Annotated in this window: 23 protein-coding genes and 2 tRNA genes; 14 read left to right on the top strand and 11 right to left on the bottom strand. The window is 68.9% G+C overall.

Features of this window, described 5'->3' with window-relative positions:
* Positions 1-53 precede the first annotated feature (53 nt).
* Together DOE79_RS10475 and DOE79_RS10470 are read right to left on the bottom strand one after the other, a co-directional pair.
* Positions 54-1,736: an HNH endonuclease gene (locus DOE79_RS10475; protein ID WP_120338441.1), complete on the bottom strand. Its 1,683-nt coding sequence runs from the start codon at positions 1,734-1,736 to the stop codon at positions 54-56.
* 99 nt (positions 1,737-1,835) lie between these two features.
* Complete coding sequence (locus tag DOE79_RS10470) at positions 1,836-2,531, bottom strand: NAD(P)H-binding protein (RefSeq protein ID WP_120338440.1); 696 nt, start codon at positions 2,529-2,531, stop codon at positions 1,836-1,838.
* Positions 2,532-2,680: 149 nt separating this feature from the next.
* Here DOE79_RS10470 and DOE79_RS10465 point away from each other — a divergent pair, with 149 nt between their 5' ends.
* From DOE79_RS10465 to DOE79_RS10455, 3 genes are all read left to right on the top strand, one after another.
* Positions 2,681-3,490 carry a M15 family metallopeptidase gene (locus DOE79_RS10465; protein WP_245976888.1) on the top strand — a complete coding sequence of 270 codons (810 nt, stop codon included), beginning with the start codon at positions 2,681-2,683 and terminating at the stop codon, positions 3,488-3,490.
* Positions 3,491-3,692: 202 nt separating this feature from the next.
* Positions 3,693-4,793 carry an amidase domain-containing protein gene (locus DOE79_RS10460; protein ID WP_120338438.1) on the top strand — a complete coding sequence of 367 codons (1,101 nt, stop codon included), beginning with the start codon at positions 3,693-3,695 and terminating at the stop codon, positions 4,791-4,793.
* A 110-nt stretch (positions 4,794-4,903) separates the two neighbouring features.
* On the top strand, positions 4,904-5,584 hold the full coding sequence (locus DOE79_RS10455; RefSeq protein WP_162942707.1) for an amidase domain-containing protein: 681 nt from the start codon (positions 4,904-4,906) through the stop codon (positions 5,582-5,584).
* A 91-nt stretch (positions 5,585-5,675) separates the two neighbouring features.
* Here the strand turns inward: DOE79_RS10455 and pgm are convergent, their stop codons facing one another.
* Complete coding sequence (gene pgm, locus DOE79_RS10450) at positions 5,676-7,292, bottom strand: phosphoglucomutase (alpha-D-glucose-1,6-bisphosphate-dependent) (protein WP_120338436.1); 1,617 nt, start codon at positions 7,290-7,292, stop codon at positions 5,676-5,678.
* Positions 7,293-7,327: 35 nt separating this feature from the next.
* Between pgm and pheA the strand changes: the two genes are divergently transcribed.
* Positions 7,328-8,272, top strand: a complete 945-nt coding sequence (pheA, locus tag DOE79_RS10445) for a prephenate dehydratase (RefSeq protein WP_120338435.1) — start codon at positions 7,328-7,330, stop codon at positions 8,270-8,272.
* Entirely contained in the window at positions 8,269-8,823 is a 555-nt protein-coding gene (locus DOE79_RS10440) for a hypothetical protein (RefSeq protein WP_120338434.1), read from the top strand. The genes pheA and DOE79_RS10440 overlap by 4 nt, the downstream gene beginning before the upstream one ends.
* Positions 8,824-8,842: 19 nt before the next feature.
* Here DOE79_RS10440 and DOE79_RS10435 read toward each other — a convergent pair whose 3' ends face one another.
* Positions 8,843-9,898 (bottom strand): diacylglycerol/lipid kinase family protein, encoded by a 1,056-nt coding sequence (locus DOE79_RS10435; protein WP_120338433.1) that lies wholly within the window; start codon positions 9,896-9,898, stop codon positions 8,843-8,845.
* Between the two features lie 58 nt (positions 9,899-9,956).
* Here DOE79_RS10435 and serS point away from each other — a divergent pair, with 58 nt between their 5' ends.
* The 7 genes from serS to DOE79_RS10400 all read left to right on the top strand — a co-directional run bounded on the left by serS (position 9,957) and on the right by DOE79_RS10400 (position 15,780).
* Positions 9,957-11,222 carry a serine--tRNA ligase gene (gene serS / locus DOE79_RS10430; protein WP_120338432.1) on the top strand — a complete coding sequence of 422 codons (1,266 nt, stop codon included), beginning with the start codon at positions 9,957-9,959 and terminating at the stop codon, positions 11,220-11,222.
* Positions 11,219-12,031: an HAD family hydrolase gene (locus tag DOE79_RS10425; RefSeq protein ID WP_120338431.1), complete on the top strand. Its 813-nt coding sequence runs from the start codon at positions 11,219-11,221 to the stop codon at positions 12,029-12,031. The genes serS and DOE79_RS10425 overlap by 4 nt, the downstream gene beginning before the upstream one ends.
* Positions 12,032-12,160: 129 nt before the next feature.
* Positions 12,161-12,248, top strand: a tRNA-Ser gene (locus DOE79_RS10420).
* A 38-nt stretch (positions 12,249-12,286) separates the two neighbouring features.
* Positions 12,287-13,570, top strand: a complete 1,284-nt coding sequence (locus DOE79_RS10415; RefSeq protein WP_245976887.1) for an LCP family protein — start codon at positions 12,287-12,289, stop codon at positions 13,568-13,570.
* 96 nt (positions 13,571-13,666) lie between these two features.
* A tRNA-Ser gene (locus DOE79_RS10410) sits at positions 13,667-13,757 on the top strand.
* Between the two features lie 194 nt (positions 13,758-13,951).
* Positions 13,952-15,478, top strand: a complete 1,527-nt coding sequence (locus DOE79_RS10405; protein WP_120338430.1) for a class I SAM-dependent methyltransferase — start codon at positions 13,952-13,954, stop codon at positions 15,476-15,478.
* Positions 15,475-15,780 (top strand): hypothetical protein, encoded by a 306-nt coding sequence (locus DOE79_RS10400; RefSeq protein ID WP_120338429.1) that lies wholly within the window; start codon positions 15,475-15,477, stop codon positions 15,778-15,780. The genes DOE79_RS10405 and DOE79_RS10400 overlap by 4 nt, the downstream gene beginning before the upstream one ends.
* Before the next feature lie 30 nt (positions 15,781-15,810).
* On the opposite strand, the gene DOE79_RS10395 is transcribed toward DOE79_RS10400, so the two are convergent.
* Complete coding sequence (locus DOE79_RS10395; protein WP_162942706.1) at positions 15,811-16,800, bottom strand: DUF389 domain-containing protein; 990 nt, start codon at positions 16,798-16,800, stop codon at positions 15,811-15,813.
* A gap of 53 nt (positions 16,801-16,853) precedes the next feature.
* On the opposite strand from DOE79_RS10395, the gene DOE79_RS10390 reads away from it, so the two are divergent.
* Positions 16,854-17,369, top strand: a complete 516-nt coding sequence (locus tag DOE79_RS10390; RefSeq protein ID WP_120338427.1) for a metallophosphoesterase family protein — start codon at positions 16,854-16,856, stop codon at positions 17,367-17,369.
* On the opposite strand, the gene DOE79_RS10385 is transcribed toward DOE79_RS10390, so the two are convergent.
* From DOE79_RS10385 to DOE79_RS10375, 3 genes are all read right to left on the bottom strand, one after another.
* Entirely contained in the window at positions 17,366-19,129 is a 1,764-nt protein-coding gene (locus tag DOE79_RS10385) for a putative bifunctional diguanylate cyclase/phosphodiesterase (protein ID WP_162942705.1), read from the bottom strand. The genes DOE79_RS10390 and DOE79_RS10385 overlap by 4 nt on opposite strands.
* Positions 19,130-19,230: 101 nt before the next feature.
* On the bottom strand, positions 19,231-19,728 hold the full coding sequence (locus DOE79_RS10380; RefSeq protein WP_120338425.1) for an FBP domain-containing protein: 498 nt from the start codon (positions 19,726-19,728) through the stop codon (positions 19,231-19,233).
* A 119-nt stretch (positions 19,729-19,847) separates the two neighbouring features.
* Positions 19,848-20,702 carry an SDR family oxidoreductase gene (locus DOE79_RS10375; RefSeq protein ID WP_120338424.1) on the bottom strand — a complete coding sequence of 285 codons (855 nt, stop codon included), beginning with the start codon at positions 20,700-20,702 and terminating at the stop codon, positions 19,848-19,850.
* Positions 20,703-20,811: 109 nt separating this feature from the next.
* On the opposite strand from DOE79_RS10375, the gene DOE79_RS10370 reads away from it, so the two are divergent.
* Positions 20,812-21,279: a winged helix-turn-helix transcriptional regulator gene (locus tag DOE79_RS10370; RefSeq protein ID WP_120338423.1), complete on the top strand. Its 468-nt coding sequence runs from the start codon at positions 20,812-20,814 to the stop codon at positions 21,277-21,279.
* A gap of 38 nt (positions 21,280-21,317) precedes the next feature.
* Here DOE79_RS10370 and DOE79_RS10365 read toward each other — a convergent pair whose 3' ends face one another.
* The 3 genes from DOE79_RS10365 to DOE79_RS10355 are packed head-to-tail and all read right to left on the bottom strand — an operon-like array spanning position 21,318 to position 24,105.
* Positions 21,318-22,907 carry a carboxylesterase/lipase family protein gene (locus tag DOE79_RS10365; RefSeq protein ID WP_220094210.1) on the bottom strand — a complete coding sequence of 530 codons (1,590 nt, stop codon included), beginning with the start codon at positions 22,905-22,907 and terminating at the stop codon, positions 21,318-21,320.
* A 41-nt stretch (positions 22,908-22,948) separates the two neighbouring features.
* A complete protein-coding gene (locus tag DOE79_RS10360; RefSeq protein ID WP_120338422.1) occupies positions 22,949-23,686 on the bottom strand; it encodes a flavodoxin family protein in 738 nt (245 codons plus the stop codon).
* 32 nt (positions 23,687-23,718) lie between these two features.
* Entirely contained in the window at positions 23,719-24,105 is a 387-nt protein-coding gene (locus tag DOE79_RS10355) for a hypothetical protein (protein WP_120338421.1), read from the bottom strand.
* Positions 24,106-24,161: the final 56 nt, after the last annotated feature.

The raw sequence follows: 24,161 nt of genomic DNA, 5'->3' as shown, positions 1-24,161 counted from the left end.
CCGGGGGCTGGTCGGCCGATGCATTCGCCGCTCCGGGCGAGAGTGTCCAGTCGTCAGAACGGCGGAGGCTCGTCGTCCGGACCCGCGCGTCCAGACGCTGGCACACGTGCTTCGCCCGGCGGCTGTGGCCTCGCCGGTTGCGCGGAGCGAGGTGAAGCGTCCCCGCCCGTCCGTGGGTTGAGGGCGGCGCGGGTGAGATCCTGCGCTCGGATGTTGGTGTAGGTCTTGCCCCCGGGCGTGGTCCAGGTGAGGGTGCCGTCGGGGGCTTGGCTGGTGCTGAAGCTGCTTTGGTGTTTCAACCGGTGGCCGCTTCGGCAGAGGGCGACGAGGTTGTCGGCGCTGGTGTCACCACCGGCGGACCAGGCCTGGGTGTGGTCGATGTCGCTGGTCACGGCACGGCGGTTACAGCCCGGCTCCTGACAGGTTTGGTCGCGAATCTGAACGTACCGCCGCAGATCCGCGGGCGGGTCGTGGGCGGTGCGCCCGATGGAGAGAACGCAGCCGGTGTGCGGATGGGTGAGGACGCTGATGAAACTCGTCGCCGTTCCCGCGAGCCGGCGCGCGGTGTCCACGTCGATGGGCCCGTAGCCGTCCAGGATCGCGGGCTGGTCGCCCTGGTCGAGCAGAGTGAGGACGGGAATGGTGATGTGCACGGTGCTGCGGATCCCCCGGCCGAGCTTCCCGTCGGCACCGATACCGTCTAGGAGGAGGTCCCGGTAAGCGTCGGCCCGGCGTTGGTCACGGGTGCGGCAGACGATCCGTGCGTCCGGCTGAGGTGCGGTGAAGGCGGTGCCGGGTGCGCCATCGTTGGTGCCGTGCGTGGTCGCCGCTGCAGGCTCTGTCTTGACAGGTTCGCCAATCTCATCGGCATCGGCATCGACCACAGCTCCGGCATCAGCTCCCGCTCCGACATCAGCACTGGTGCCGGCCGCGGTTGCGGTTGCGTCCTCATCGTCGAGGGTGTTGGCGATTTGGGTGAGGCGCTCGTAGATCGCTTGGGCTTCGTCGGCTTTGAGGTAGGCGCTCAGCCAGGACATGCCGTTGATATCGGGGCGGAGCACCACCCGGCGTTCCTTCACCCCGGCGTTGACACGCTCCTGGAGAGGGATCGGGTGCAGCGACTCCATGATCTCCCGGGCGACCTTGGCGAACTTGGTGGCGGTGAGTTTCTCCGCCGCCGGCAACACCATCTCCTCCAGCTTGGGCAGCACGTGTTCGGGCAGGTCCACCGGGAGGGCTGCGGTGACCTCGAGCATCCTCAGCGCGTGACCCCAGCCGATCCGACCCTCGGTCAACGCCCGGTGGAACCGGGGCAGCTGGGCCACAAGCCGGGCGGCGTCGAAGATCATCATGCCCGCGGTCTGCGAGTTCAGTCGCAGGGCGAAGCCGACCTCGGTGGCCATGCTCCGGCGGGCCAGCTCCTCGTCATCCCACGCGGGTCCGTGGTTCTGAGTGTCGATGTCGTTCCGACCGGACTCCAACGGGTCACCGCACAGCCCGGCGATGATCCACCGGTCGTGGCCGAGCCCCTCCAGCTGCGCCAACAACCGGGTGCGTTCCGCGTATCCGGCCGCGATGAGTTTCTCGTTCTCCACAAGCGGGTCGATGACCGCGCTGATCGCTTCCGCGACAGGATCGACCGCGACAGGATCGACGTAGTCCTCGGAGAACCCGTCGGAGGTCTCGTCCGGAGAGTCACCCGGGGTGTTCCCTGGTGTGGCATTCGAAGTGGCCATAGGGACAGTGAAGCACCGACCACCGACACCGCGGATCCCAATGAATCAGCGGTGGAGAACCCCACCGGACCCCTCCCTGTGGAGGAGGGGTCCTCGTGGTCAGGCGAAGATCGCGACCGCTTCGGAGACGCCGGCGGGACCCGAAATGAGGTGCAGGGTCGCGCGCGCGCCAGCACCGGTACGGATCATCTCGGCGAGTACGGCAGCCACGTCGGTGCGCGGAATGCTGCCCGTGGTCTCCGGGTGCACGGTGCCGCTTTCGTCGGGGCCGGTGCGCTCGAGGCGTACCAGTCCAGTGGCCTCATCGTCGGTGAGGGTTCCAGGCCGCACGATGGTCCACGCGAGGTCACGGCGCACCAGGTCCTCCTCGGCGCCGAGCTTGGCGCGGAGGTACGCGACGAAGTCGTCTGGGACCTCTGACGGGGTGGCACCATCGCGCACGAGGTCGGCGCCTGTCGACGAGATCTGCACCAGCCGGGGCACACCGGCGGACTCTGCTGCGTTCGCGAGCAGAACCGCGGCGCCCAGGTCGACCGAATTCTTGCGCGCATCGCCGCTTCCGGCTCCGGCTCCGGCCGCGAAGACCGCGACGTCAGCCCCGGCGAGAACCTCGGCCAGCTTCTCGACAGTGGTGTCCTCGAGATCGATCACCACCGGTTGGCCGCCGTCCAGCAGAAGATCGGCGCTCTGTTCCTCCGAACGGATCAGGCCGACGGCGGTGTGCCCGTCACGGCTCAGCTCCCGGGTGAGGGCTCGAGCGATCTTTCCATGGCCACCTGCTATAACAATTCGCATACCTAGGGGAACAGTCGTCGGCTCGGCGGAATTCCCTCACGACGGTTGAGCAGCGCGCCGCAGCGACACATCCGCAGACTAGGCTCGGCAACGTGACAGGAGAAACGCGCCGGGGGGCGTCACCGAAAGTACGCCGCAGACGCGCTCTAGTGGGAGCAGTTGCGGTGCTTCTGGTCGCGGCCGGGATCACGGCCGTCGTCGTGGGCGGAGCCACCGGGCGCGCGGCCTCGTCGACCTCCACGGGCCACGCCCAGCCGGCCACCCCGTCCGGCACTCCCGAACCGACCGCACCTGTCGAGCCGGTGCGGCCGTCGCCGTCGGCCGCCCCAGAGCCCGCCCCGGCACCTACCTTCGACCGCGCGGCCCACTCGATCGACGACCCCGACAGCATCTGGGTGGTCGTGGACAAGCTCAGGCCGTTGAATCCCGTGGACTACAGCCCGGACGACCTCGTCGACGTGCCGGTTCCGTACGCGAACGAACCGCGGATGCGCCACGAAGCATCCGACGCCGTCGTCGCCCTCTTCGCCGCCTTCACGGCGGAGACCGGGCTGGCGCTGCAATCGCAGAGCGCGTACCGCAGCTTCGACACCCAGACCAACGTCTACAACAGGGACATCGCCAACCTCGGCCAGGTCGGCGCCGACCTCAGCACGGCCCGGCCGGGAACCAGCGAGCACCAGACCGGGCTCACCATCGACATCAGCGCCCAGCCCGGCCAGTGCTCCCTCGCGGCCTGCTTCGGCGACACTCCGCACGGCCAGTGGCTGGCCGCCAACGCCTGGCGTTTCGGCTTCCTACTGCGTTACCCGGCCGACAAGGTCGAGGTGACCGGCTACGAGTACGAACCCTGGCATTTCCGGTACATCGGCATCGACCTGGCCACCGAGATGCACAACACCGGTGTCGCCACGCTCGAGGAATTCTTCGGTCTGCCGGCGGCGCCCTCGTACAACTGATCAGCGCCTCGGAACGGGGCCCGTGCGGCTGTTTGCGAGGCTCCGCACAGGTTTCACTCACGTAGGCATGTTTTCCTAACGGGTCCCCACCCAGCCGACGAGAAACGACTTCGTGCGCCCCGCTCCTTCGCCAGACCCCAGTACATCCACCCGTAGACAACTCAAACGCCAACTGAAAAAGGCGCAGCGCAAGCGCCACCTGGTGATCGTCGCAAGCCTCACCGCCGGCTGCACGGCCGTCACGATCGTCGGCAGCCTCATGGTCGACAGCGGTGCCTTCAGCGCCGAGGCGACGGCGCCCGTCGCGGCCAGTACGGCCGCCACCACGGCCACGCCCACCCCCTCGGCCACGATCACCGTGCCCACCGTGATCGAGCCGGCCCAGCCGATCATCCGCAGCGCCGTCGTCGCGGCCGACGGAACGCCCGCGGGTCCGGTCACCGGTGGCACCCTGGTGACGGTCACCGGCACCGACCTCGCCGCCGTGACCAGCGCCAGCTTCGGCGGAAACCCCGCCACTGTGGTCTCGGCGACCGACGACACCGTGACCCTGCAGACCCCCGCGGCCACCGACCTCGGCACCGGATCGGTCGCCGTCAACCTCTACGCCGGCACGGATGCGCCCGTACAGGTGGTCGGCGGAGCGAACGTCAGCACAGCCGCGGGTACGACCGATGCGGCCTCGACCGACGGCACCTCGGTCTCCGCCGCCGCGACGGCCGCGCTCACCCAGGCCATCGAACCCACCGCCGGCGTCGCGATCGCCGCGGTGGCGGCCGCCGACGAAACCGTGACCATCGCCCCCGTGGCACGGGAACTCACCTTCACGTATGTGCCCGACCCGAGAGTCACCGCTCAGATCGATTACGTTCTCGCGCACTGGCAGCTCTACAACTCCGCCGTGTACGGCGCCATCCCGGGCAACGACTGCGTGAACTTCACCAGCCAATCCCTCATCGCGCGCGGCTGGACGATGGACGCCGACTGGTCGTTCATCGGCGGCCAGTACAGCCCGGCCTGGGCCAGTTCAACGGCCTTCGCCGCCTATCTCGCCGCCCACCCGGAGCGGGCCACGCCGCTTCGCGCCGACCAGCGCGCCGAGGTGAAGGTGGGTGACATCGTGCAGTTCGACTGGGACGATTCCGGCGACAAGGACCACACCGGTATCGTCACGCGGGTCGAGCACACCGCCACCGGCATCGAGATCTACTACGCCGGTCACACCAACAACACCGACTACCGATCGGTCGACGAATCGTTGGCCCTGTCGGGCGGCAGCGTCAGCTACTGGAGCGTCGTCTAGGCCGACACCTTGCGCAGTCGGCCTCATCGTGAGTCTCATGGGTCTGTCCCAGACTCTTCAAACAAACCTATGGTTTGCTTGACGATTCGTCCCCCCGAATAGAGGTAGTTGTGGCTTTAGCTCGACCAGCACGGATCGGCGTTGTCGCCCTGGTACTCGGCGGAATCGTCGTCGGGTCGGTGGCTCTGGCCTCAGGCGCCCAGCAGGGTGAGTCGCCGGAGGCTTCCACGGCAGCGGATGCAGCCAGCACGGCCGTGCAGGAATCCGAGCCGAGGGAGACCCCCGCGACCACGGCCGCCCCGGTCGACGTCGACCCCGCGGTGCAGGCCCAGCTGAGCTACGCGCTGACCTACTGGAGCGATTACAACACCGACGAATATGGTGTTGTCGACGGCAACGACTGCGTGAACTTCACCAGCCAGTCGCTTGTCGCCCGCGGCTGGGCCATGGACGACGACTGGTGGACCAGCGGCACCGGTTCGGACTTCGACTTCTCGTCACCATGGGTGAGTTCGACGGCGTTCATGAACTACATCGCCGACTCCGGCCGGGCCACCGCGCTCACCGACGACCAGCGCGACCAGGTGAAGCTCGGCGACGTCGTGCAGTTCGACTGGGACAACTCCGGCGACCGCGACCACACCGCTGTCGTGTCGCGCATCGAGGGCAGCGGCGACGACATCGAGATCTTCTACGCCGGGCACACCGACGACACCGACTACCTCTCGGTGGATTTCGCGATCACCGAGAAGCACCCGGGCGGCACCGCGTACTACTGGAGCATCCCGTAGCGCGCTAGGCCAAAACCGGCACGCCCACTTGCGGAAAAATGCCCCTTCACGGCTCGTGAAGGGGCATTTTCGCGCAACTCGCGGGCGGGCGTTAGCTGATCGCGGCGTCGACGATGGCCTTGGCCTCGATCTGCACCTGCTTCAGGTGCTCCGGGCCCTTGAACGACTCGGCGTAGATCTTGTAGACGTCTTCGGTGCCGCTGGGCCGGGCAGCGAACCAGGCGTACTCGGTGAAGACCTTCACGCCGCCGATGGCCGCGGCGTTGCCGGGAGCGTGGCTGAGAGCGCCGATGATCTTGTCGCCGGCGAGCTGGGTGGCGGTGATGGCGTCTCCGTCGAGCTTGCTCAGCGCGGCCTTCTGGGCCGGGGTGGCCACGGCATCGATACGCTCGTAGGCCGGGGCGCCGAAGTGCTCGGCGAGTTCGGCGTATCGCACGCTGGGGGACTTGCTAGTCACGGCGAGGATCTCCGAGGCGAGCAGGGCCAGCAGGATGCCGTCTTTGTCGGTGGTCCAGACGGTTCCGTCGAAGCGCACGAAGCTCGCTCCGGCGCTTTCCTCGCCGCCGAAGGCGACCGAGCCGTCGATGAGACCGGGCACGAACCACTTGAAGCCCACCGGGACCTCCCACAGCTCGCGCCCGAGGAACCCGGCGACGCGGTCGATCATGGTGGAGGAGACGAGCGTCTTGCCGATCGCGGCATCCGCCCGCCAGCCGTCGCGGTGACTGTAGAGGTATTCGATGGCCACGGCCAGGAAGTGGTTCGGGTTCATCAGGCCGGCGTCAGGCGTGACGATGCCGTGTCGATCGGCGTCGGCGTCGTTTCCGGTGAGGATGTCGAACTCGTCCTTGTGCGCCAGCACAGAGGCCATGGCGGAGGGGCTGGACGGGTCCATCCGGATCTTGCCGTCCCAGTCCAGCGTCATGAACGCCCAGGTGGGGTCGACGTGCGGGTTGACCACGGTGAGGTTGAGCTCGTAGCGGTCGCGGATCGCGCCCCAGTAGCCCACGCTCGCGCCGCCCAGCGGGTCGGCGCCGATGCGGATGCCGCTGGCCTTGATTGCCTTCATGTCGATGATGTTCTCGAGGTCGTCGACGTAGTGGCCGCGGAAGTCGTAGGTCTCGACGGCGCTGGGTTCCGCCATGCGCACGTCGCGCATGCCGCCCTCGATGATCTCGTTGGCGCGGTTGGCGATCCACGAGGTGGCGTCGCTGTCGGCGGGTCCGCCGTGCGGCGGGTTGTACTTGAAACCGCCGTCCATGGGCGGGTTGTGGCTCGGGGTGACGACGATGCCGTCGGCCTGGTCGTCGTGGCCGGCGCGGTTGTAGGCCAGGATCGCGTGCGAGAGCGCCGGGGTGGGCACGTAGTCGTCGAACTCGTCGACCAGCACACGCACGTCGTTGCCCACGAGCACCTCGAGGGCCGTCGTGGTCGCGGGGCCGCTGAGCGCGTGGGTGTCGGCGCCGATGAACAGCGGTCCGGTGATGCCCTGGCCGGCGCGGTATTCCACGATGGCCTGGGTGGTGGCGAGGATGTGGTTCTCGTTGAACGCGGTGTTCAGCGAGCTGCCCCGGTGGCCGGAGGTACCGAAGACGACCCGCTGCGCCGCAACCGAGACATCCGGCTTGAGGTCGTAATACGCCCTGATGAGGGCTTCGACGTCGATCAGATCGGATTTCTGGGCCGGGGTGCCTGCGCGTTCGTTCATGCCCCCAGTCTTGCACTCCAACTAGGCTGTGAGCCATGCCAGAGACTCCCGATGTGCACTACAGCTTCCTTGGGCCGGCGGGAACCTTCACCGAGGCCGCCCTCGCCCAGGTTCCGGAGGCCCAGGGCCTTCCGTGGCGGGCCGTCAACAACGTCGGCGAGGCCTTCGCCGACGTCGTGAGCGGACGCAGCGTGGCCGCCATGATCGCCATCGAGAACTCCGTCGACGGCGGCGTCAGCGCTACCCAGGACGCCCTCGCGAGCGTGCCCAATCTGCGGATCATCGGGGAGTACCTGGTGCCCGTGAACTTCGTGCTCGTGGCCAGGCCAGGCACCGCCCTCGAGGACGTCAAGATCGTGAACGCCCACCCGGTGGCCTACGCGCAGTGCCGCAGCTGGCTGGAAGGCACCCTGCCCAAGCACGGCCACATCCCCTCGTCGAGCAACGTGGCCGCCGCCGCGGCCCTGTTCGAGCCCGGCCCTGCCGACGCCGCCGTGGCCCCGCCGGGCATCGAGAAGCACCATGACCTGGTCGTGCTCGCCCGCAACATCGGCGACAACCCCAACGCCGTCACCCGGTTCGTGCTCGTGGGCCGCACCACGGTCATCCCGGCGCCGACCGGCGCGGACAAGACCAGCGTCATCGTGGAACTGCCGGAGGACCGGGCCGGCGCACTGCTCGACATGCTCGAGCAGTTCGCCACCCGCGGTGTCAATCTCAGCCTCATCCAATCCCGGCCGATCGGCGATGCCATGGGTCGATACAGATTCGTCATCGACGCCGACGGGCACATCTTCGACGAGCGCGTGGCGGATGCCCTGTTGGGCCTTCGCCGGTTCAGCCCCAAGGTGCTCTTCCTGGGTTCGTACCCGCGGGCCGACAAACAACCCAATGTGTTCACCTCCCGTTACGACGACGAGGTCTTCATCGAGGCCAGGGACTGGCTGCGCGGTCTGATCTCGGGGGAGCCGGGCGCGTGAGCACCCCGGGGGGAACCGATCGGCCGGCCTTCGACCCGCGCCACGATGCCATCTACCAACGGGGGTACCAGGCCGGTGACTCCCAGACGGCGCAGCCCGGTGCGGCGCCGGCCGGCACCTCCCGGGGCAGAACCACGCGGGGTGGTTCCGCACGGATCGGCGACCCGCCTGCCGGACCCGTTTCGCCGGCCGTCGCGGCGTTCGCCGGCGCACCCGACGAGATCGGCGACCTTGACCCGCTGGGCTTCGACTCGGACGTCTTCCACGACGAACCGGAACGGCAGCGGTGGAACCCGTTCATCACGTTGCTCTGGGTGATCGGTGTGGTGCTTCCCGCCGGTGGCTTCACCTTGCAGTGGCACGCCGTGAGCAATATGTTCCGGAGCTCCTCCTATTCCGGCACCGGGGATCCGCCGCTGGACATGGTGCTGCAGCAGTTCAGCTATCTGGTCGCGCCGCCCCTGATCACGGCCGGCCTGATCATCGTGGCCGGCCTTCTCTTCTGGCACGCGGCTTCCTGGCGGGCCCGGCGTCGGGCTGACATCGGCTGACGCCAGGCGGAGGGGGACCTCAGCCGGCGGGGCCTCGGCCGGACGAGGGGACCGAGACCACCGGCGCTCGTCCGGCCGGCACGCGCACCAACAGGGCTCCGGCATCCGCGCGCAGGAAGACGCTGCGGACCAGCCCGAACTCGTCGCCGTCGAGCTCGAACTCCTGCGGCTTGTCGGGAACGATGCGGATGTCGGTGGCGCGCAGCACGGTCATGGCCCGCTCGTCGTCGGTCTCGGTGAGCTCGATGATGCGCCGTCCCACGGCGAATCGGCGCAGCACGCCGTTCTGCCAGGTGACGCGGCGCCAGATCTTCAACCAGCCGAGCACCCCACGCGGCTGAAGCACGGCGATGTCGAGGATCCCGTCGTCGACCAACGCGTCGGGCAGGAACTGGATGTTGCCCGGCAGCACGCCGCAGTTGGCGATCAGGATGGTGCTCACGAGAGCCTGGTGCTCGCTGCGGGTGCCCAGGTTGTAGCGGATGCGGAACTGCTCGGCCTTGGGCAGGGCGCGCATGCCCGCGTCCACGTAGGCCAGCCAGCCCACCTGCTTCTTGAGGTCGGGGCGGGTCGCGGCGATCATCTGTGCATCAAGACCCAGGCCGGCCATCACCAGGAAGGCATGGTCCTCGATGTGGTTGTCCGCGTAGGTCACCGAAGCCACGCCGAGGTCGATCGCCCGGCTGTCGCCGGTGAACGCGATCACGATGGCATCGTCGAGGCTGTTCAGGGGGAGTTGCAGGTTGCGCGCCAGCAGGTTGCCGGTGCCGACCGGCAGCACGGCCAGCGGCACCTCAGCTGAACGCAGCGACTCCGCGACGGCGCGCACCGTGCCGTCGCCGCCCGCGACGAGAACCAGGTCCACACCCAGGCGTAGCGCCTGGCGGGTGACCCGCTGTCCTGGGTCCTGCACGCTGGTCTCGAACCACAGCGTCTCGCCCCACCCCGCCGTGGCGGCAGCGGCGGTGACCCCGGCGCGCAGCCGCACGACGTCCGTCTTCACCGGGTTGTAGACCACCGCCGCCCGACGAACGACGGATGCGGCGCCACGCGGGGCTGAACTGGAGGCGGCCATTCGCTCAGGCTAGCAACAGACCGCCGGGCGGAGCATGCGGCGCTTGTAGACTGACCGAGTGATTGATCCGGTGCTGCTACGCGAAAATCCCGACCTCGTCAAGCGATCGCAGGAGGCGCGGGGTGACTCCGTCGCGGCCGTCGACGAGGCGCTCGCCGCCGACGCCGACCGTCGGGCGTCCATCACGAGCTTCGAAGCCCTGCGGGCTTCGCAGAACGCCTTCGGCAAGACCGTGGCCCAGGCCCCGCCCGCCGAGAAGAAGGCCCTCGTCGCCCAGGCGCAGAGCCTCGCCGCCGAGGTCAAGGAGGCCGGTGCCGTCGCCGCGGAGGCCGAGGCCCGTTTCACGAGCGTGATGCGCACCATCGCCAACCCGATCATCGACGGCGTGCCCGCCGGCGGCGAGGCCAACTTCGCCACCCTGCGCACCCACGGCGAGATCCCCACCTTCGACTTCGAGGCCCGCGACCACCTCGAGATCGGTGAGCTGCTCGGCGCCATCGACATGGGTCGCGGTGCCAAGGTCTCCGGCGCCCGCTTCTACTTCCTGCGTGGTATCGGCGCCCGGCTCGAGATCGCCCTGATGAACATGGCCCTCGACCACGCGCTCGCGGCCGACTTCATCCCCATGATCACGCCCACCCTGGTGCGCCCGGAGATCATGGACGGCACCGGCTTCCTCGGTGAGCACGCCGACGAGATCTACCACCTGCCCGCCGACGACCTCTACCTCACCGGCACCAGCGAGGTGGCCCTGGCCGGGTACCACAGCGACGAGATCCTCGACCTCACCGACGGGCCCCTGCGCTACGCCGGCTGGTCCACCTGCTACCGCCGCGAGGCCGGGTCGGGCGGCAAGGACACCCGCGGCATCATCCGCGTGCACCAGTTCAACAAGCTCGAGATGTTCACCTATGTGCTGCCGGAGAACGCCGAGGCCGAACACCTGCGCCTGGTGGCCCTGCAGGAGAACATGCTGCAGGCCCTGGGCCTGAGCTACCGGGTGATCGACGTCGCCGCCGGTGACCTCGGCTCCAGCGCCGCCCGCAAGTACGACATCGAGGCCTGGGTGCCCACCCAGAACGCCTACCGCGAGCTCACCAGCACGAGCAACTGCACCACTTATCAGGCCCGCCGCCTGGATATCCGCTACCGCACGGAGACCGGCAAGACCGCCCCGGTCGCCACCCTCAACGGCACCCTGGCCACCACCCGCTGGATCGTCGCCATCCTGGAGACCCACCAGCAGGCCGATGGTTCGGTGCTCGTGCCGGAGGCGCTGCGGCCCTACCTCGGCGGGCTCGAAGTCCTCACGCCTATCCGATGACCGTCACCGCCGACGCGCCCTGGCTCGTCGCCCTCGACATCGACGGCACCACGCTGCACGAGGACGGCACCATCAGCGAGGCCGTCGTGCGGCAGGTGCGCCGGGTGGCCGCCGCCGGCCACCAGATCATGCTGGCCACCGGGCGAAGCGCCGCGTCCACCCTGCCGGTTCTGGACCGCCTCGAGATCACCCCTCAGTTCGTGGTCTGTTCCAACGGCGCCATCACCCTGCGCCGCGACGCGGATGCCCCGATGGGCTACCGCCGGGAATGGGTCGAGACCTTCAACCCCAGTGACGTGCTCCTCTCCATCCGCTCGCACCTCAACAACGCCCGCTATGCCGTGGAAGACGAGCACGGCTACTACCGGTACACCGAGGCGTTCCCCGACTCCACCATCGGTCTGGACAGTGAGCACGTTCCCTTCGAGGAACTGCTGCGGCACGACGCCACCCGCGTCGTCGTAGTTTCGCCCGACCACGACATGGAGGACTTCCTCCAGGTGGTCGAACAGATGGGGTTGAACCAGGTCAGCTACGCGATCGGCTGGACCGCCTGGCTCGACATCGCGCCGGACGGCGTGAACAAGGCCACCGCCATGGAGCGGGTGCGTGCCGAGCTCGGCATCCCGCGCAGCCGGGTGATGGCCGTTGGCGACGGACGCAACGACATCGACATGCTGCTCTGGGCCGGCTCAGAGGGCCGTGGCGTGGCCATGGGCCAGTCCCCAGATGACGTTCTCGAGGCGGCCAGCGAACTCACCGTGAGCGTGCAGGACGACGGCCTGGCCGTGGTTCTGAGCAGCCTCTAACCGGCAGAGCGTGCTCGTGCAGTCGCTTGCCAGACTCGCGTGTCAGGCTGCACATTCCGTGATCGGCTAAGATCGGGCGCAGTTCGATGTTGGATCCTGCCGTCACGGCGCGGCCCACCATCTGAATCTGGAGGGCTGTCCGAGCGGCCGATGGAGCCAGTCTTGAAAACTGGTGGGCAGAAATGTCTCGTGGGTTCGAATCCCACGCCCTCCGCCACCAGGCGGCCGTACCTGCAGCACGACGAAAGGAAATGAGTGAGCGACCAGTTGCGCCCCCGCTCCAGACGATCGAAGCAGATCAGCACGATCGCCCGGCACGGACGGCTCAAGCGCTCCAACGCGTTCGCCAACGTCGCCAAGATCCTCGCCGCCACCCTCGCCGTCGTCATGGTGAGCGGTGTCTCCGTGGCCGCCCTCGCCACCCTCAATGTGGCCGCGGGCGTCAAGCCCGGCGTGACGCTCGACAACGAGACCGACGGCCCGATTCCGTCCATCAGCTCGATCGACGGCGGCGCCAACCTGCTCCTGGTCGGCAGCGACAGCCGAGCAGGCCAGGGAGACGGCTTCGGGGATCCCGAAGAGGAAACCTCCGTGCTCAACGACGTGACCATGTTGCTGCACATCGCCGAAGACCACAGCAGCGCCACGGTGGTCAGCTTCCCGCGCGATACCTTCGTGCCGATTCCGGAGTGCCCGGATCCCGAGGGCGGCACCTTCAGCGCCATGAGCAGCCAGAAGATCAACACCACCCTCAACTACGGCGGCCTGGCCTGCACGGTCAAGACCGTCGAGGCGCTCACCGGCCTGTCCATCCCCTATGCCGCGCTGGTCCAGTTCAACGGGGTAGCCGCCATGTCGGAGGCCGTCGGGGGAGTGCCCGTCTGCATCGCCGAACCCATCGTCGACGACAAGACCGACCTCAACCTCTCTGCCGGCGTCCACGAGCTCAAGGGCATCGAGGCCCTGCAGTTCCTGCGCACCCGGCACGGTGTCGGCGACGGCAGCGACCTGGGCCGCATCAGCAACCAGCAGGTGTTCCTCTCCGCCCTGGTGCGCACCCTCAAGAGCGCCGACACCCTCAGCGACCCGATCAAGCTCTACTCGATCGCCAAGGCCGCCGTCGACAACATGGAACTGTCGAACACGCTGAAGAGCATGGACACCATGGTGTCCATCGCGATGGCACTCAAGGACATCCCGCTCGACAAGGTCGTCTTCGTGCAGTATCCGGTCAACTACGTGGACGGCGGTGTCGAGCCGGACGAGACGGCTGCCGCCGATCTCATCGCCGCCATCAACGCGGACGTCTCGCCGACACTCGCACCCGGCGACGCCGACTTCCTGTCGGTGGCCGACCCCGCCGCCACTGACCCCGCCGCCACTGACCCCGCCGCGCCGGTCGACCCCGCGGCCCCGGTGACAGAGGATCCTGCGGCGGCCGACCCGGCACCGACCGCGTCTGCGCTGCCCAGCAACGTCTACGGGCAGGACGCTTCGCAGCAGACCTGTTCGTCCGGCCGTCCCGTCGAAGACCAGTAACCGCTGCGGCAGCGCGGCATCCGCTGAACCCATGTTCAATCGGATGCCGCGGTGCCGTTAGTATGGTGCATGTGCGTTTGCGACAGCAGGCGCTCAGGAGACGTCGCATAGTCCGGCTTAGTGCACCACCCTGCTAAGGTGGAGTGCCCTTCACGGGGCACCGAGGGTTCAAATCCCTCCGTCTCCGCACTTTGTGAAAACCCGCTGGATCGTCGAGATCCAGCGGGTTTTTTGTTTCCCCGGGCCGTCGCGGTCCCGAAGAAGCGCCCGTGACTGCGCTTGTCTGTGAGAAGTCTCAGACAGTATGCTGGGGCGCAGGAGGACGGTACTTGAACATCCGATGAACATTTCACCGGCTGAGCTGCAGACGGCCGCACTGAGATGAAACTCGATCTGACCGAACTTGCCCTCGAACTCGGGGGCGATTCCGCGCGCGCCGTCGAGGTGCGAGTGTCGGGTCGTCGGGTGCTCACTCTCGCCGCCGAGCTGGCCGAGTCCGCCGCGAACGGCGTGATCCGGTACCGGCTGCCGCCCGCCTTCGGCCTCACGCTGCGCGGATCCGGAGATGTCGTGGTGCACGCCGTCGACACCGGTGCGGAGCTCGCGCGCACGCCGGTGCGGTCCGTGGTCGACCCCGATGGCGGTCTGCGGTTCACCGACGCCGCCGGCGCCCCCGTTGTGCTGAACAAGTGGGGGCACCACTCGATGACCTTCGCCGACGCCGCCGACGAGATCATCGCCGACCTGCTGCGGCGCACCAGTGAGGTGTTCGCCGCCCTCACCAGCTTCGGCCTGACCCCGTGGATCATGGGCGGCACCCTGCTCGGCCCTGTGCGCTCCGGCGCGCTGCTGCCGCACGACGACGATGCCGACGTCGGCTACGTCAGCGCCCACGAGCACCCGGCGGACGTGGCCCTGGAGAGCTACGCGCTGCAGCGTTTCCTCGAGGCGGCCGGCCACACCGTCATCCGGTACGGCGCCACCCAACTCCAGGTGCTCTTCCCGGAGCAGGCCGGTGCGGCCTTCCACGTCGACATCTTCGGCGGCTTCTACCGCGACGAGATGTTCATGCAGCCGTTCCACGTGCGCGCACCGATACCTCGGGACACCTTCGAGAACCTCACCGAGATCACCATCGAGGGCTGGTCGTTCGCGGCGCCGAACCCGCCAGAACGCTGGCTCGAGGCGAACTATGGGCCCACCTGGCGCATCCCGGATGCCGGTCACCGTTTCATCACACCGCCCGAGGCCGCCAGGCGGTACGGGAACTGGTTCGGCACGACGAACCAGCACCTGCACTTCTGGGAGGAATTCAACGCGGCGCGCGCGGGCGTGCACGGCGAGGCGGCCGTCGCCGTCGGGAGCTTCCTCGACCGGGTGCCAGCCGGGGCGACGATCTACGAGTTGGCCTACGGCGGCGGCGACGACCTGATGCGTCTGGCCGGACGGGGTCACCGAGTCGTCGGCGTGGACTTCTCGGCGTCTGCCGAGGCGGCTCTCCGCAACCGGCTGGGGGCAGACCACCCCGCGGTGGAGCTTCGCCGCCTCGACCTGGGCGACCACCGGCAGACCCTCGCTCTGGCCGTCGCCGAGTTGGGTGTGCCCGGCCCGGCCCATGTCTACTCCGCCAACATCGTGCAGGCCCTCACCATCGAGGCGCGCCGAACGCTTCCCACCCTCGTGGAGCTCCTGCTGCGCCGCGGCGGCGAGTGGGTCGCCAGCTTCGCCACGGTGCCCGCCCCGGGCCTGAGCGTGGACGACCCCACGACCTGGCACCTCACGGTGAGCCAGTTCCGGCAACTGTTGGCATCCGCCCCCGCCTTGGAGATCCGCTTCATCGAGGTCGACACCCACACCGACAGACGCATCGCCACGGTCGGCGTAGCACGGAAAGGAACAGTGCAGTGAGCGCAGTGAAGTCGCTTGTCGGGAGGGTGGTGCGCAAGCTGGCCCCCGAGACCATGCGCACCCTGGAGTACGCCGGTGACCTTCGGAGGCTGGACGAACGCCTGCCTGGTGTCGTGCAGAGGGTCGACGACCTGCAGACGCGGATGGAGGCCGTGGAGAGCCGGTTGGCCGACCTGGAGGGCGTGCCGCTCGCGGTGGATGAGCTGCGCCGTGATTCCCTGCGCGTGGCCGAACTGACCGACCTCGTCGTCACGACGCTGGGCACCCTTCCCGGCACAGCGGCCGGTCCCGCGCGCCGGTAGCCGACGGCGGCGTCCGCTCACGGCGTCTTCTCACGGCGCCTTCGTGAGCGGAACCAGGGTGGCCGGGGAGAGATCCACGGTGACAAGGCCGGGGTCGATGCCAGCAGCCTCCAGTGCCGTCTCCAGGCCGGTTGTGGCGGGAATCGGCGGTGTTCCCTGCACGTGCAGGATCACCTCGGCGCCGTGGGTCGAGACGCCGGTGACGGTCCACCCCACGCCGCGTGCCCATTCCTGGCCGACCGACTGCACGGTGCCTTCGGTGTTGCTGCGCAGGGTGACATCCACGCTGGTGAGGGTGAGCGGAATGCCGATGAGCAGCAACATACCGGCGAGCAGAGTCACGGGGCCGAGGAGGTTCGGGGCGCTCTGATCGCCCGGCACCCTCCGGCGGGTCAGCCGGCTCACCCCGTAGACCGACATCACCACGATGCCGGTACCGAGGATGGCGACCACATTGGTGGCGAAGAGCAGCAGGGCGCCCAGGAACTGCGGCACCGACCCGGATTCGAGCACCAAGCCGGCGACGGACAGGGGCGGCACGAGCGAGATGGCGATGGCCACCCCCGGGAGGGTATCGGCGATGTCCCGTCGGACGAGTGCCACCGAGCCCACCACCCCCGTGCCGAGGGCGGCGAGCAGGTCGATCAGTCGTGGGCTCACCCGGCCGGAGACCTGGGCGTTGCTGGCGGCAAGCACCGGCGTCTGCACGAGCAGACCCACGGCGAAACCGATGGCCGTCGCGGCTGCGGCGCCGGCCAGCACGAGAAGCAGTGCCCGGGCGAGGTTGACCCGGTCACCCAACACCGTGGCCAGCATCGTGCCCAGGATCGGCGTCATCAGGGGCGCCACGATCATGGCGCCGATGACCGTGGCGGTGGAATCCCCGACGATGCCGGCCGAGGCGATGATCGAGGCGAGCACCAGCAGCATCCAGAACCGCGAATAACGCGCCCCGGCGGCGGGGCCGTCGAAGAAGACGGCCTCCTGCATATCGGCGGTGGTATTGAATCTGTCGCTCACGCTGCGAACCTAGCCCCGGTGCGCACACCCCGGTAGCCGGGCCAGAATGGGGCATGGCCACCCGACTGCTGCTGATCTCCGACACCCATGTCCCCCAGCGCGCCCGGCGCCTGCCTGACCAGGTGTGGCGCGCCGTCGACGACGCCGACCTGGTGTTGCACGCCGGCGACTGGGTCGACCTGAGCCTGTTCGACGAGTTGTCCCAGCGGGCCCGAGACCTCCGCGGCGTCTACGGCAACAACGACGGCGACGCCCTGCGCCGCGTGCTGCCGGAGGTGATGCGGGAGACTATCGAGGGCATCCGCTTCGCCATGGTGCACGAGACGGGCGACGCCCCCTCCCGCCATGCTCGGATGGACGCCGCCTTCCCCGACACTGATGTGCTCGTTTTCGGGCACAGCCACATTCCCTGGGATACCGTGTCGCCCGCGGGTATGCGGCTGCTCAATCCCGGCTCGCCCACCGACCGGCGCCGTCAACCGGCCCACACATATCTCACGGCGCTCGCTTCCGAGGGGCAGTTGCTCGATGTGACCCTCGTTGCGGTCACGCCGGATCAGGCCGGTTAGGCGGGCGAGCGGGCGTCGACGAACCTGGCCACGAAGTCGGCGGCTGCCAACGGTCGGGAGTACAGGTAGCCCTGCGCGAAGGTGCACCCGCGGTCGCGCAGCCAGCGCGCCTGCGTCTCGGTCTCCACTCCCTCGGCGATCACATCGAGGCCGAGCGCTGCGGCCAGTTTGATTGCCAGGTCGGCGACGGGCGACTCGGTCTCGACGTCGATCACATCCACGAACGACCGGTCGATCTTGATCACGTCGAGGTCGATCTCAGTGAGCCGGGACAGGCTGGAATGCCCGGTTCCGAAGTCGTCCATCGAGATGAGCACGCCGGCACTGCGCAGCAGGCGGATATTGTCCCGCACGGCTCCCGCATCCGTGCCGAATTCGGTCTCGGTCACCTCGATGCGTACCAGCTCGGGCGGGAAGCCCGCGGCGGCGCACTCGGCGAGAACGTAGGCGCCGTAGCCGCTGAAGGCCAGCTCGCGGGCCGATGCGTTGATCGACACGCTCAGGGGCCGGCCCGCGGGGCCGCCCAGGTTGCGCCAGTGCTCGGCGGCGATGATGGACTCCCGCACGATCCACCGGCCGAGCACCTGGATCGAGCCGCTGGCTTCGCAGAGGGGAATGAACTCGGACGGTGAGACCGGCCCCCTGGTCGGATGCTGCCAGCGGACGAGTGCTTCCGCGCCGGCGGCGACTCCGCTGGCCAAATCGATGACGGGCTGGAACCACAGCGAGAATTCGCCGTTCGCCAGGCCGTCCCGCACGGCCGCCGGGGACGCGTAGTACCCGCCGTGGCTGACGATCTTGCCCCGGCCCACCCGCTGGGCCTCGAACAGCGCTTTGCCGGCCCGGCCGAAGAACTCGCTCTCCGATTCGTGTCCCTCCCGCACCGCGATCCCGGCCGAGAAGCCGGCGACCTGGCCTTGCACCCGCCCCAGCAGATCGAGCGCCTGTGCTGCGGTGAAGTTCGGCAGCAGGATAGCGAAGGCATCACCCTCCATCCGGGCCAGGGTCGCCGAGGCAGGAAGCGCCGCCGAGACGCCGCCCACGAACGTCACCATGGCGGCGTCGCCGGCCTCCTGGCCTTCCCTCCGGTTCACCAGCGCGAACTCGTTGATGTCCAGGCGCACCAGGGCGAGAGACTCATTCGGTCCGGCGTCGCGCATGACACCCGAGAGCACTTGCTCGAAGCCGGCGAAGTTGGGGATGCCGGTAAGAGCGTCGGTCTCCGCCAGCAGGGCACTGCGGGCGAACCAGGTGAGCCCCAGACCAGTGGCCAGCATGAGCAGCGCCGCCATGGCAACGTCGGCCGGCGCGGTTCCCGGGCTCACGGCCAGGGTCACCAGGGCGAGCGGAATGAAGACGGTGGGGTAGACCAGCGACTGGGCGGCGGGGAGCACCGCGAAGGCGATCAGGGCCAGCAGGCTCGGGGTCCAGGCGAAGGTGAAGGAAACGGGCTGGCCGCCCGTGGCGACCTGACAGAGCAGCCCTGCCGCTCCCATCCAGCAGAGCACGACATGGCGCAGAGGCACCCGCATTCGGCTGCGAAACACAGCGGTGAGGATGCCGGTGCACAGGAGGGCAACTCCGACGCCGAGAAGCACGGCATCGGGGGTGCCTCTGGCAAGCGAGGTGTAACCGGCATAGAGGAACAGTGGCAGGCCGAAGCCCACCTGGGCCAGGCCGAGCAGGGCCCCGCCCGAGCCGGCCGACGTGAAGAGTCCTGGGTGGTACCCCACCCCTTGGCGCCGAGCAGTGCGTGCCATGCGCACCCCCTGCCCACTTACCCCTCGTGTCGCCGGCTGCATCGCCGACCCCTGCCCAATCTAGCGCTGTCGCCCCCGAATGCGTGCCACGGCTGCCCGGCTCACTCTGCGGGCTTGAGGACCTCATTCGTGAATCCCGCGAGTCGGGAGAGCAGTCCGGCACCCCGGCTGGCGACCATCTCGGCGGGGTTGGGTTGCATCTGCGACGGGGCCGGCAGGATGCGGATGAGCGTTGAGCAGGCCAGGTCGGAGCAGATGTAGGTGCCCACGGTGTTGCCGTCACGGCCGGCCTGGCCGGCCTTGGGCACGCTGAACAGGCTCACCTGGTGGGCCGGCTGCTGGGTGCGGCACAGCGAGCAGAACGCCGACATCGACCGGCCCGGCCCGCGGGTCGCGGCGCGCAACACCATGCCGGTGGGGGTGTCGTCCCGCCAGAAGACGATGTAGCCACGCTGGGCATAGTGCGGATCACGCCAGCCCAGGTATTCGCGTTCGTCCCAGATGGTCTCATGCAAGCCGGGCAACGGCATCCGGGCGATCTCCTCGGCCGTGGCGTTCACGATGGAGCCCCGGATCTCGTCAGCGGAAAGCGGTTTCATGATCTCCCTTCCGATAATTCGTACAGCGTAGTCGAGGCCTCCGGACGCCTCAATGCCCGTGTGACCACAGCGCCCCCGGCGCGTCGAGCGGGCCGGGGGCGGACGAAGCGGGTGCGAGATCAGGCGACCGAGCGCAGCCCATCGATCAGTGGGGTGGTCGGGCGGCCGATCAGGGTGGACAGGTCGGTCGTGCCACCGGCCAGCAGGCCGTCGCGGGTGTTGCCGTCGAGCGCGACGACGAAGCCGACGGTGCCGCCGTCCAGGCCGGCGCCGGTGAGGATGGCGCTGTGCTCCTCGGGCGTGACCGAGGTGAAGACCACCGGGCTGCCGACGACCTCGGCGAGGGCGGCAGCCATGTCGGTGCCGGTCCAGGCCACGTCGCCGGCGAGTTCGTAGGTGACGTTCTCGTGCCCCGGGGTGCTGAGCACCACGGCGGCGGCCTCGGCGTAGTCAGTGCGCGAGGCGCTGGCGACCCGGCCGTCGCCGGCACTGGTGAGGTAGACGCCGTTCTCGCGGGCCTGCTGCACCGCGGACGCGTAGTTCTCGGTGTACCAGCCGTTGCGGAGGATGGTGACGGGAATGCCTGAGGCGTGCAGGGCCTCCTCGGTGGCCTTGTGTTCGGGGGCGAGGATCAGCGCGGAGGTGTCGGCCTTGGGGGCGCTCGTATAGACGATGCGGCCCACCCCGGCGGCGACGGCGGCGGTGATGGCGTTGGTGTGCTGCGCGACGCGTTGGCCCACCTCGCTGCCGGAGACGAGCATCAGCACGTCGGCGCCGGCGAACGCGGCCTCGAGGCTGGCCGGGTCGGTGTAGTCGATCACGGCGGTGCCCACGCCCGACGCGGCCAGCTCGGCCAGGCGTCCGGTGTTGCGGCCGACAGCGGTGATCTCGGCGGGGGCGACGCCGCGGTTGAGGAGGTGTTCGACGATGAGGCGGCCGAGCTGACCGGTGGCTCCGGTGACGACGATAGACATGGGGATTCCTTCCGTGGCACACAGTCGCGCGCCTTCTGGGGGATGTAACGAGCGACTTCTCAGATTACTTCCCAACCGCAGGTACCCACCTTTTGGTAAGCTGCTTTCCATGTCGACCACCTTGCCTGCTACCCGTGCTGCCGAGCCCGCTTCCGCTGCCACGCTGCCTGCCGCCGAGCTGGCGGTGCGGGACCGCCTGGCCCGGCTGGTCGGCGACCCGGCGCCCGCATCCGACGGGGCGGCGGCACCGAACGTTTTCGCGGCGGGATGCGCCAGCCGGGTGGTCCTCGACCATGTCACCAGCAAGTGGGGCGTCCTGGTGATCGTGGCGCTCGCTGAGACCAGCCTGCGCTGGGGCGAGCTGCGTCGCGGTATCGAGGGCATCAGCGAGAAGATGCTGGCGCAGACGCTGCGGATCCTCGAGGCCGACGGCCTGGTGCACCGGGCGGCCCAACCGACCATCCCGCCGCGAGTGGACTACAGCCTGACCGAGCGCGGCCGGGAGCTAGCCGGGCACCTCATTCCCCTGGTGCGCTGGGTGGGGTCCAATGCCGGCGACATCGTCGGCGGACGGTGAGTGTTCGTTCCTTCGTTCGACAGTGCCGAGCCCAGCCGTCAGAGGTCGGGCAGGAACTCCAGCCACGCCTTCCGTCGCTCGCCGCGGGGGTCGGACTCCACCCGGTCGGCCTCATCGAAGATCAGGGTGAGCCGGTCCGCCTCGGTGTAGACCGGCCAGTCCGCTCCCGCCTGGCCAGAGGAGGCGAACCGCAGCCAGTGCGCCCGCATCCGCTCGCCGGTGCTGAGGAAGCTGTCACGGCCACCCAGCGCGGTGAGGGTGCGCACGCGGCGGTCGGTGTCCGAGCCGGACAGTGCCAGCAGTTCGAGCCCGTGGGTGGCGTCGTAGCCCATGAGGCGCAGCAGCCGGGGAGCCAGATCGAACCGGTAGAGGTAGACCGGTGCCGTCCTGGAGTGCAGGTCGGCCACCTGCACGCTGGGAAACCAGAACGCGTAATCCCCGCCGAAGTCCAGTTCGGCGCGGACGGGCGGCAACGCTGAGTACACCGCCCGCATGCCTTTGTGGGAGTGCGGCGGGGCTGCGTCGAAGAGCGACTGGATGCGCTGGATCGACCGCGGCAGGATGTCGATCCGGCCGCGGAACATCGAGCCCTCCCGGTCGTTGGTACCGATGATCAGCGGCACCGGGTGGGCGTGCCCCCGCCGGAAGGCGTCCAAGGGACGTTCGGGCAGGAAATCGCCGTCGACGACGGGGGCCATGCAGAAGGTGCCGGGGTCGACGTCCGGCGTGCTGCGTTGCACGACCAGGGCTGCCCGCACCAACGCCGGCCAGGTCGCGGTGTCGAGCAGTTCGCCGGCCGGGCGCCGCCCGCCGGCCAACTCGGGCGCCCGGCCGTGGCGCAGCGCCTCGATGAAATCGACCGCCCAGCGGCCGGCCAGCGTGCGGGAGTAGGCGGCATTCGACGGCGGGCTCTGAGCGATCGCCTGCGCGAACAGGCCGGCGGCGGCCGGGGTGGCCAGCAGCGTCACCACGGCGTTGCCGCCGGCGGACTCGCCGATCACCGTGACCCTGTGCGGGTCGCCGCCGAACGCCCGGATATTCTCCTGCACCCACTCGAGGGCGGCGACCTGGTCGCGCAACCCGAGATTACTTTCGAAGAGGCGGCTGCGGGTGCTGAACCGGGTGAAGTCGAGGTAGCCGAGGGCGCCCAGCCGGTAGTTGATCGCGACGTAGATGGTGCCGCCGGAGCGTACGATGGCCTGGCTGCGCTCCGTGAAGTCGTTCGAGGAGCCCGAGGTGTAACCGCCCCCGTGGATGTAGACCATCACGGGCAGGTTGCCGGCCTCCGGCCGGTCGGCGGGGCGTTGCACATTGAGGGTGAGGCAGTCCTCGCCCATGCGGGTGCGGCGGTCGACACCCTTGAACTGGGTGCCCCGGTCCTGCGGGGCGACGGGTCCGTACCTGCTGGCGTCCCGCACGCCCCGCCACGGGATGACGGGTTGGGGTGCGCGGAAGCGCAGCGCACCCACAGGCGGGGCCGCATAGGGGATACCGCGCCAGGTCTGCACGCCGGCGACGGGCCGGCTGCCGCGCACCATGCCGCCGGTGACGTGCACCTCGACCGGCCAGGACCGGGTGGTGGACGGCGCGGTCTCCCAGGCATTCTCGGACAGGGGGCGGAACATCATGCGTCCTTCCTGCCCCGCGACTGCCCGGGGCCGTCGGCGGCCTACCGGTACTCCGGATTCGGTTCGAACCCGAAGCGCTCGCCGGCGTCCCACTCCTGACGCAGATTGCCATAGGCGGGGATGCCCCGGTTGGCCTTGAGGATGGCCGCCAGGTGCATGAGGTTCCAGGTCATGAAGGTGGTGTTGCGGTTGGTGAACTCGTTCTCGGGGCCGCCGGAGCCGGCATCCAGGTAGCTGGGGCCTGGACCGATCTCGCCGATCCACCCGCTGTCGGCCGCGGGCGGGATCGTGTAACCGATGTGCTGCAGGCTGTAGAGGACGTTGGAGGCGCAGTGCTTCACGCCATCTTCGTTGCCCGTGATGATGGCGCCGCCGACTTTGCCGTAATAGATGTACTGGCCCTTCTCGTTGTACTCGCCGGACATCGCGTAGAGCCGTTCGATGATCCGCTTGGTGACCGAGCTGTTGTCGCCGAGCCAGATCGGGCCGCCGATCACCAGGATGTCGGCGGCGGCGACCTTGTCGAACAGCGCCGGCCAGGCATCCGTCGCCCACCCGTGCTCGGTCATGTCGGGGTACACGCCCGTGGCGATGTCGTGGTCGATGGCGCGGATGACCTCGACGTGCACGCCCTGCTCACGCATCAGGTGCGCGCTGAGTGTGATCACGCCTTGCGTGTTGCTGATCTCCGGGCTGCGCTTGAGGGTGCAGTTGATGAACAGGGCGCGGAGGCCCTGGTATTCGAACGAAGCCTGGGTGTTGCGTGTGCTGTGCGCCATGCCCGTAGTCAAGCACCGGCATCCGGGCTCGTCTAGGCCGGTGTCGAGGCCTGTGCCGGGTGCGCCGGCATGCGGCGGATGCGGCGCAGCCGGCTGCCCCGGAACGCCGCCAGGAGAATCAGGGCGGTGCCGTGCGCGAGCGGACCCCACCAGCGGACGTGGAGGTGGAACCCGGTGCCGAACACTGCGGCGACGCCGAAGATCAGCAGCAGACTGGCGAAGACCGCGTTGACGGTGAGCAGAAGCGCCCAGGCGGTCTGGCTGCCGCGCCAGAGGGCAGCAAGAATGAGCGCGTGGGGGATGACCCATGGCCACGGTGAGCTTTCGCTGCCCACGTAGCCGGCGGCCGACAGCACCAGGGCGGCGCCGAACCAGACCCGTGCATCTGCGCGGATGATGCGTGCCCACAGTCCTGCCATGCCCTCACCCTAGTGAGCGAAGGACTGCCACACGACGTTCACAGCGCTCGCAAATG

The sequence above is a fragment of the Cryobacterium soli genome (assembly GCF_003611035.1).
Taxonomy (GTDB): domain Bacteria; phylum Actinomycetota; class Actinomycetes; order Actinomycetales; family Microbacteriaceae; genus Cryobacterium; species Cryobacterium soli.
Note: the sequence above shows the minus strand (reverse complement) of the source record. Positions and strands in the feature narration are given on the sequence as shown.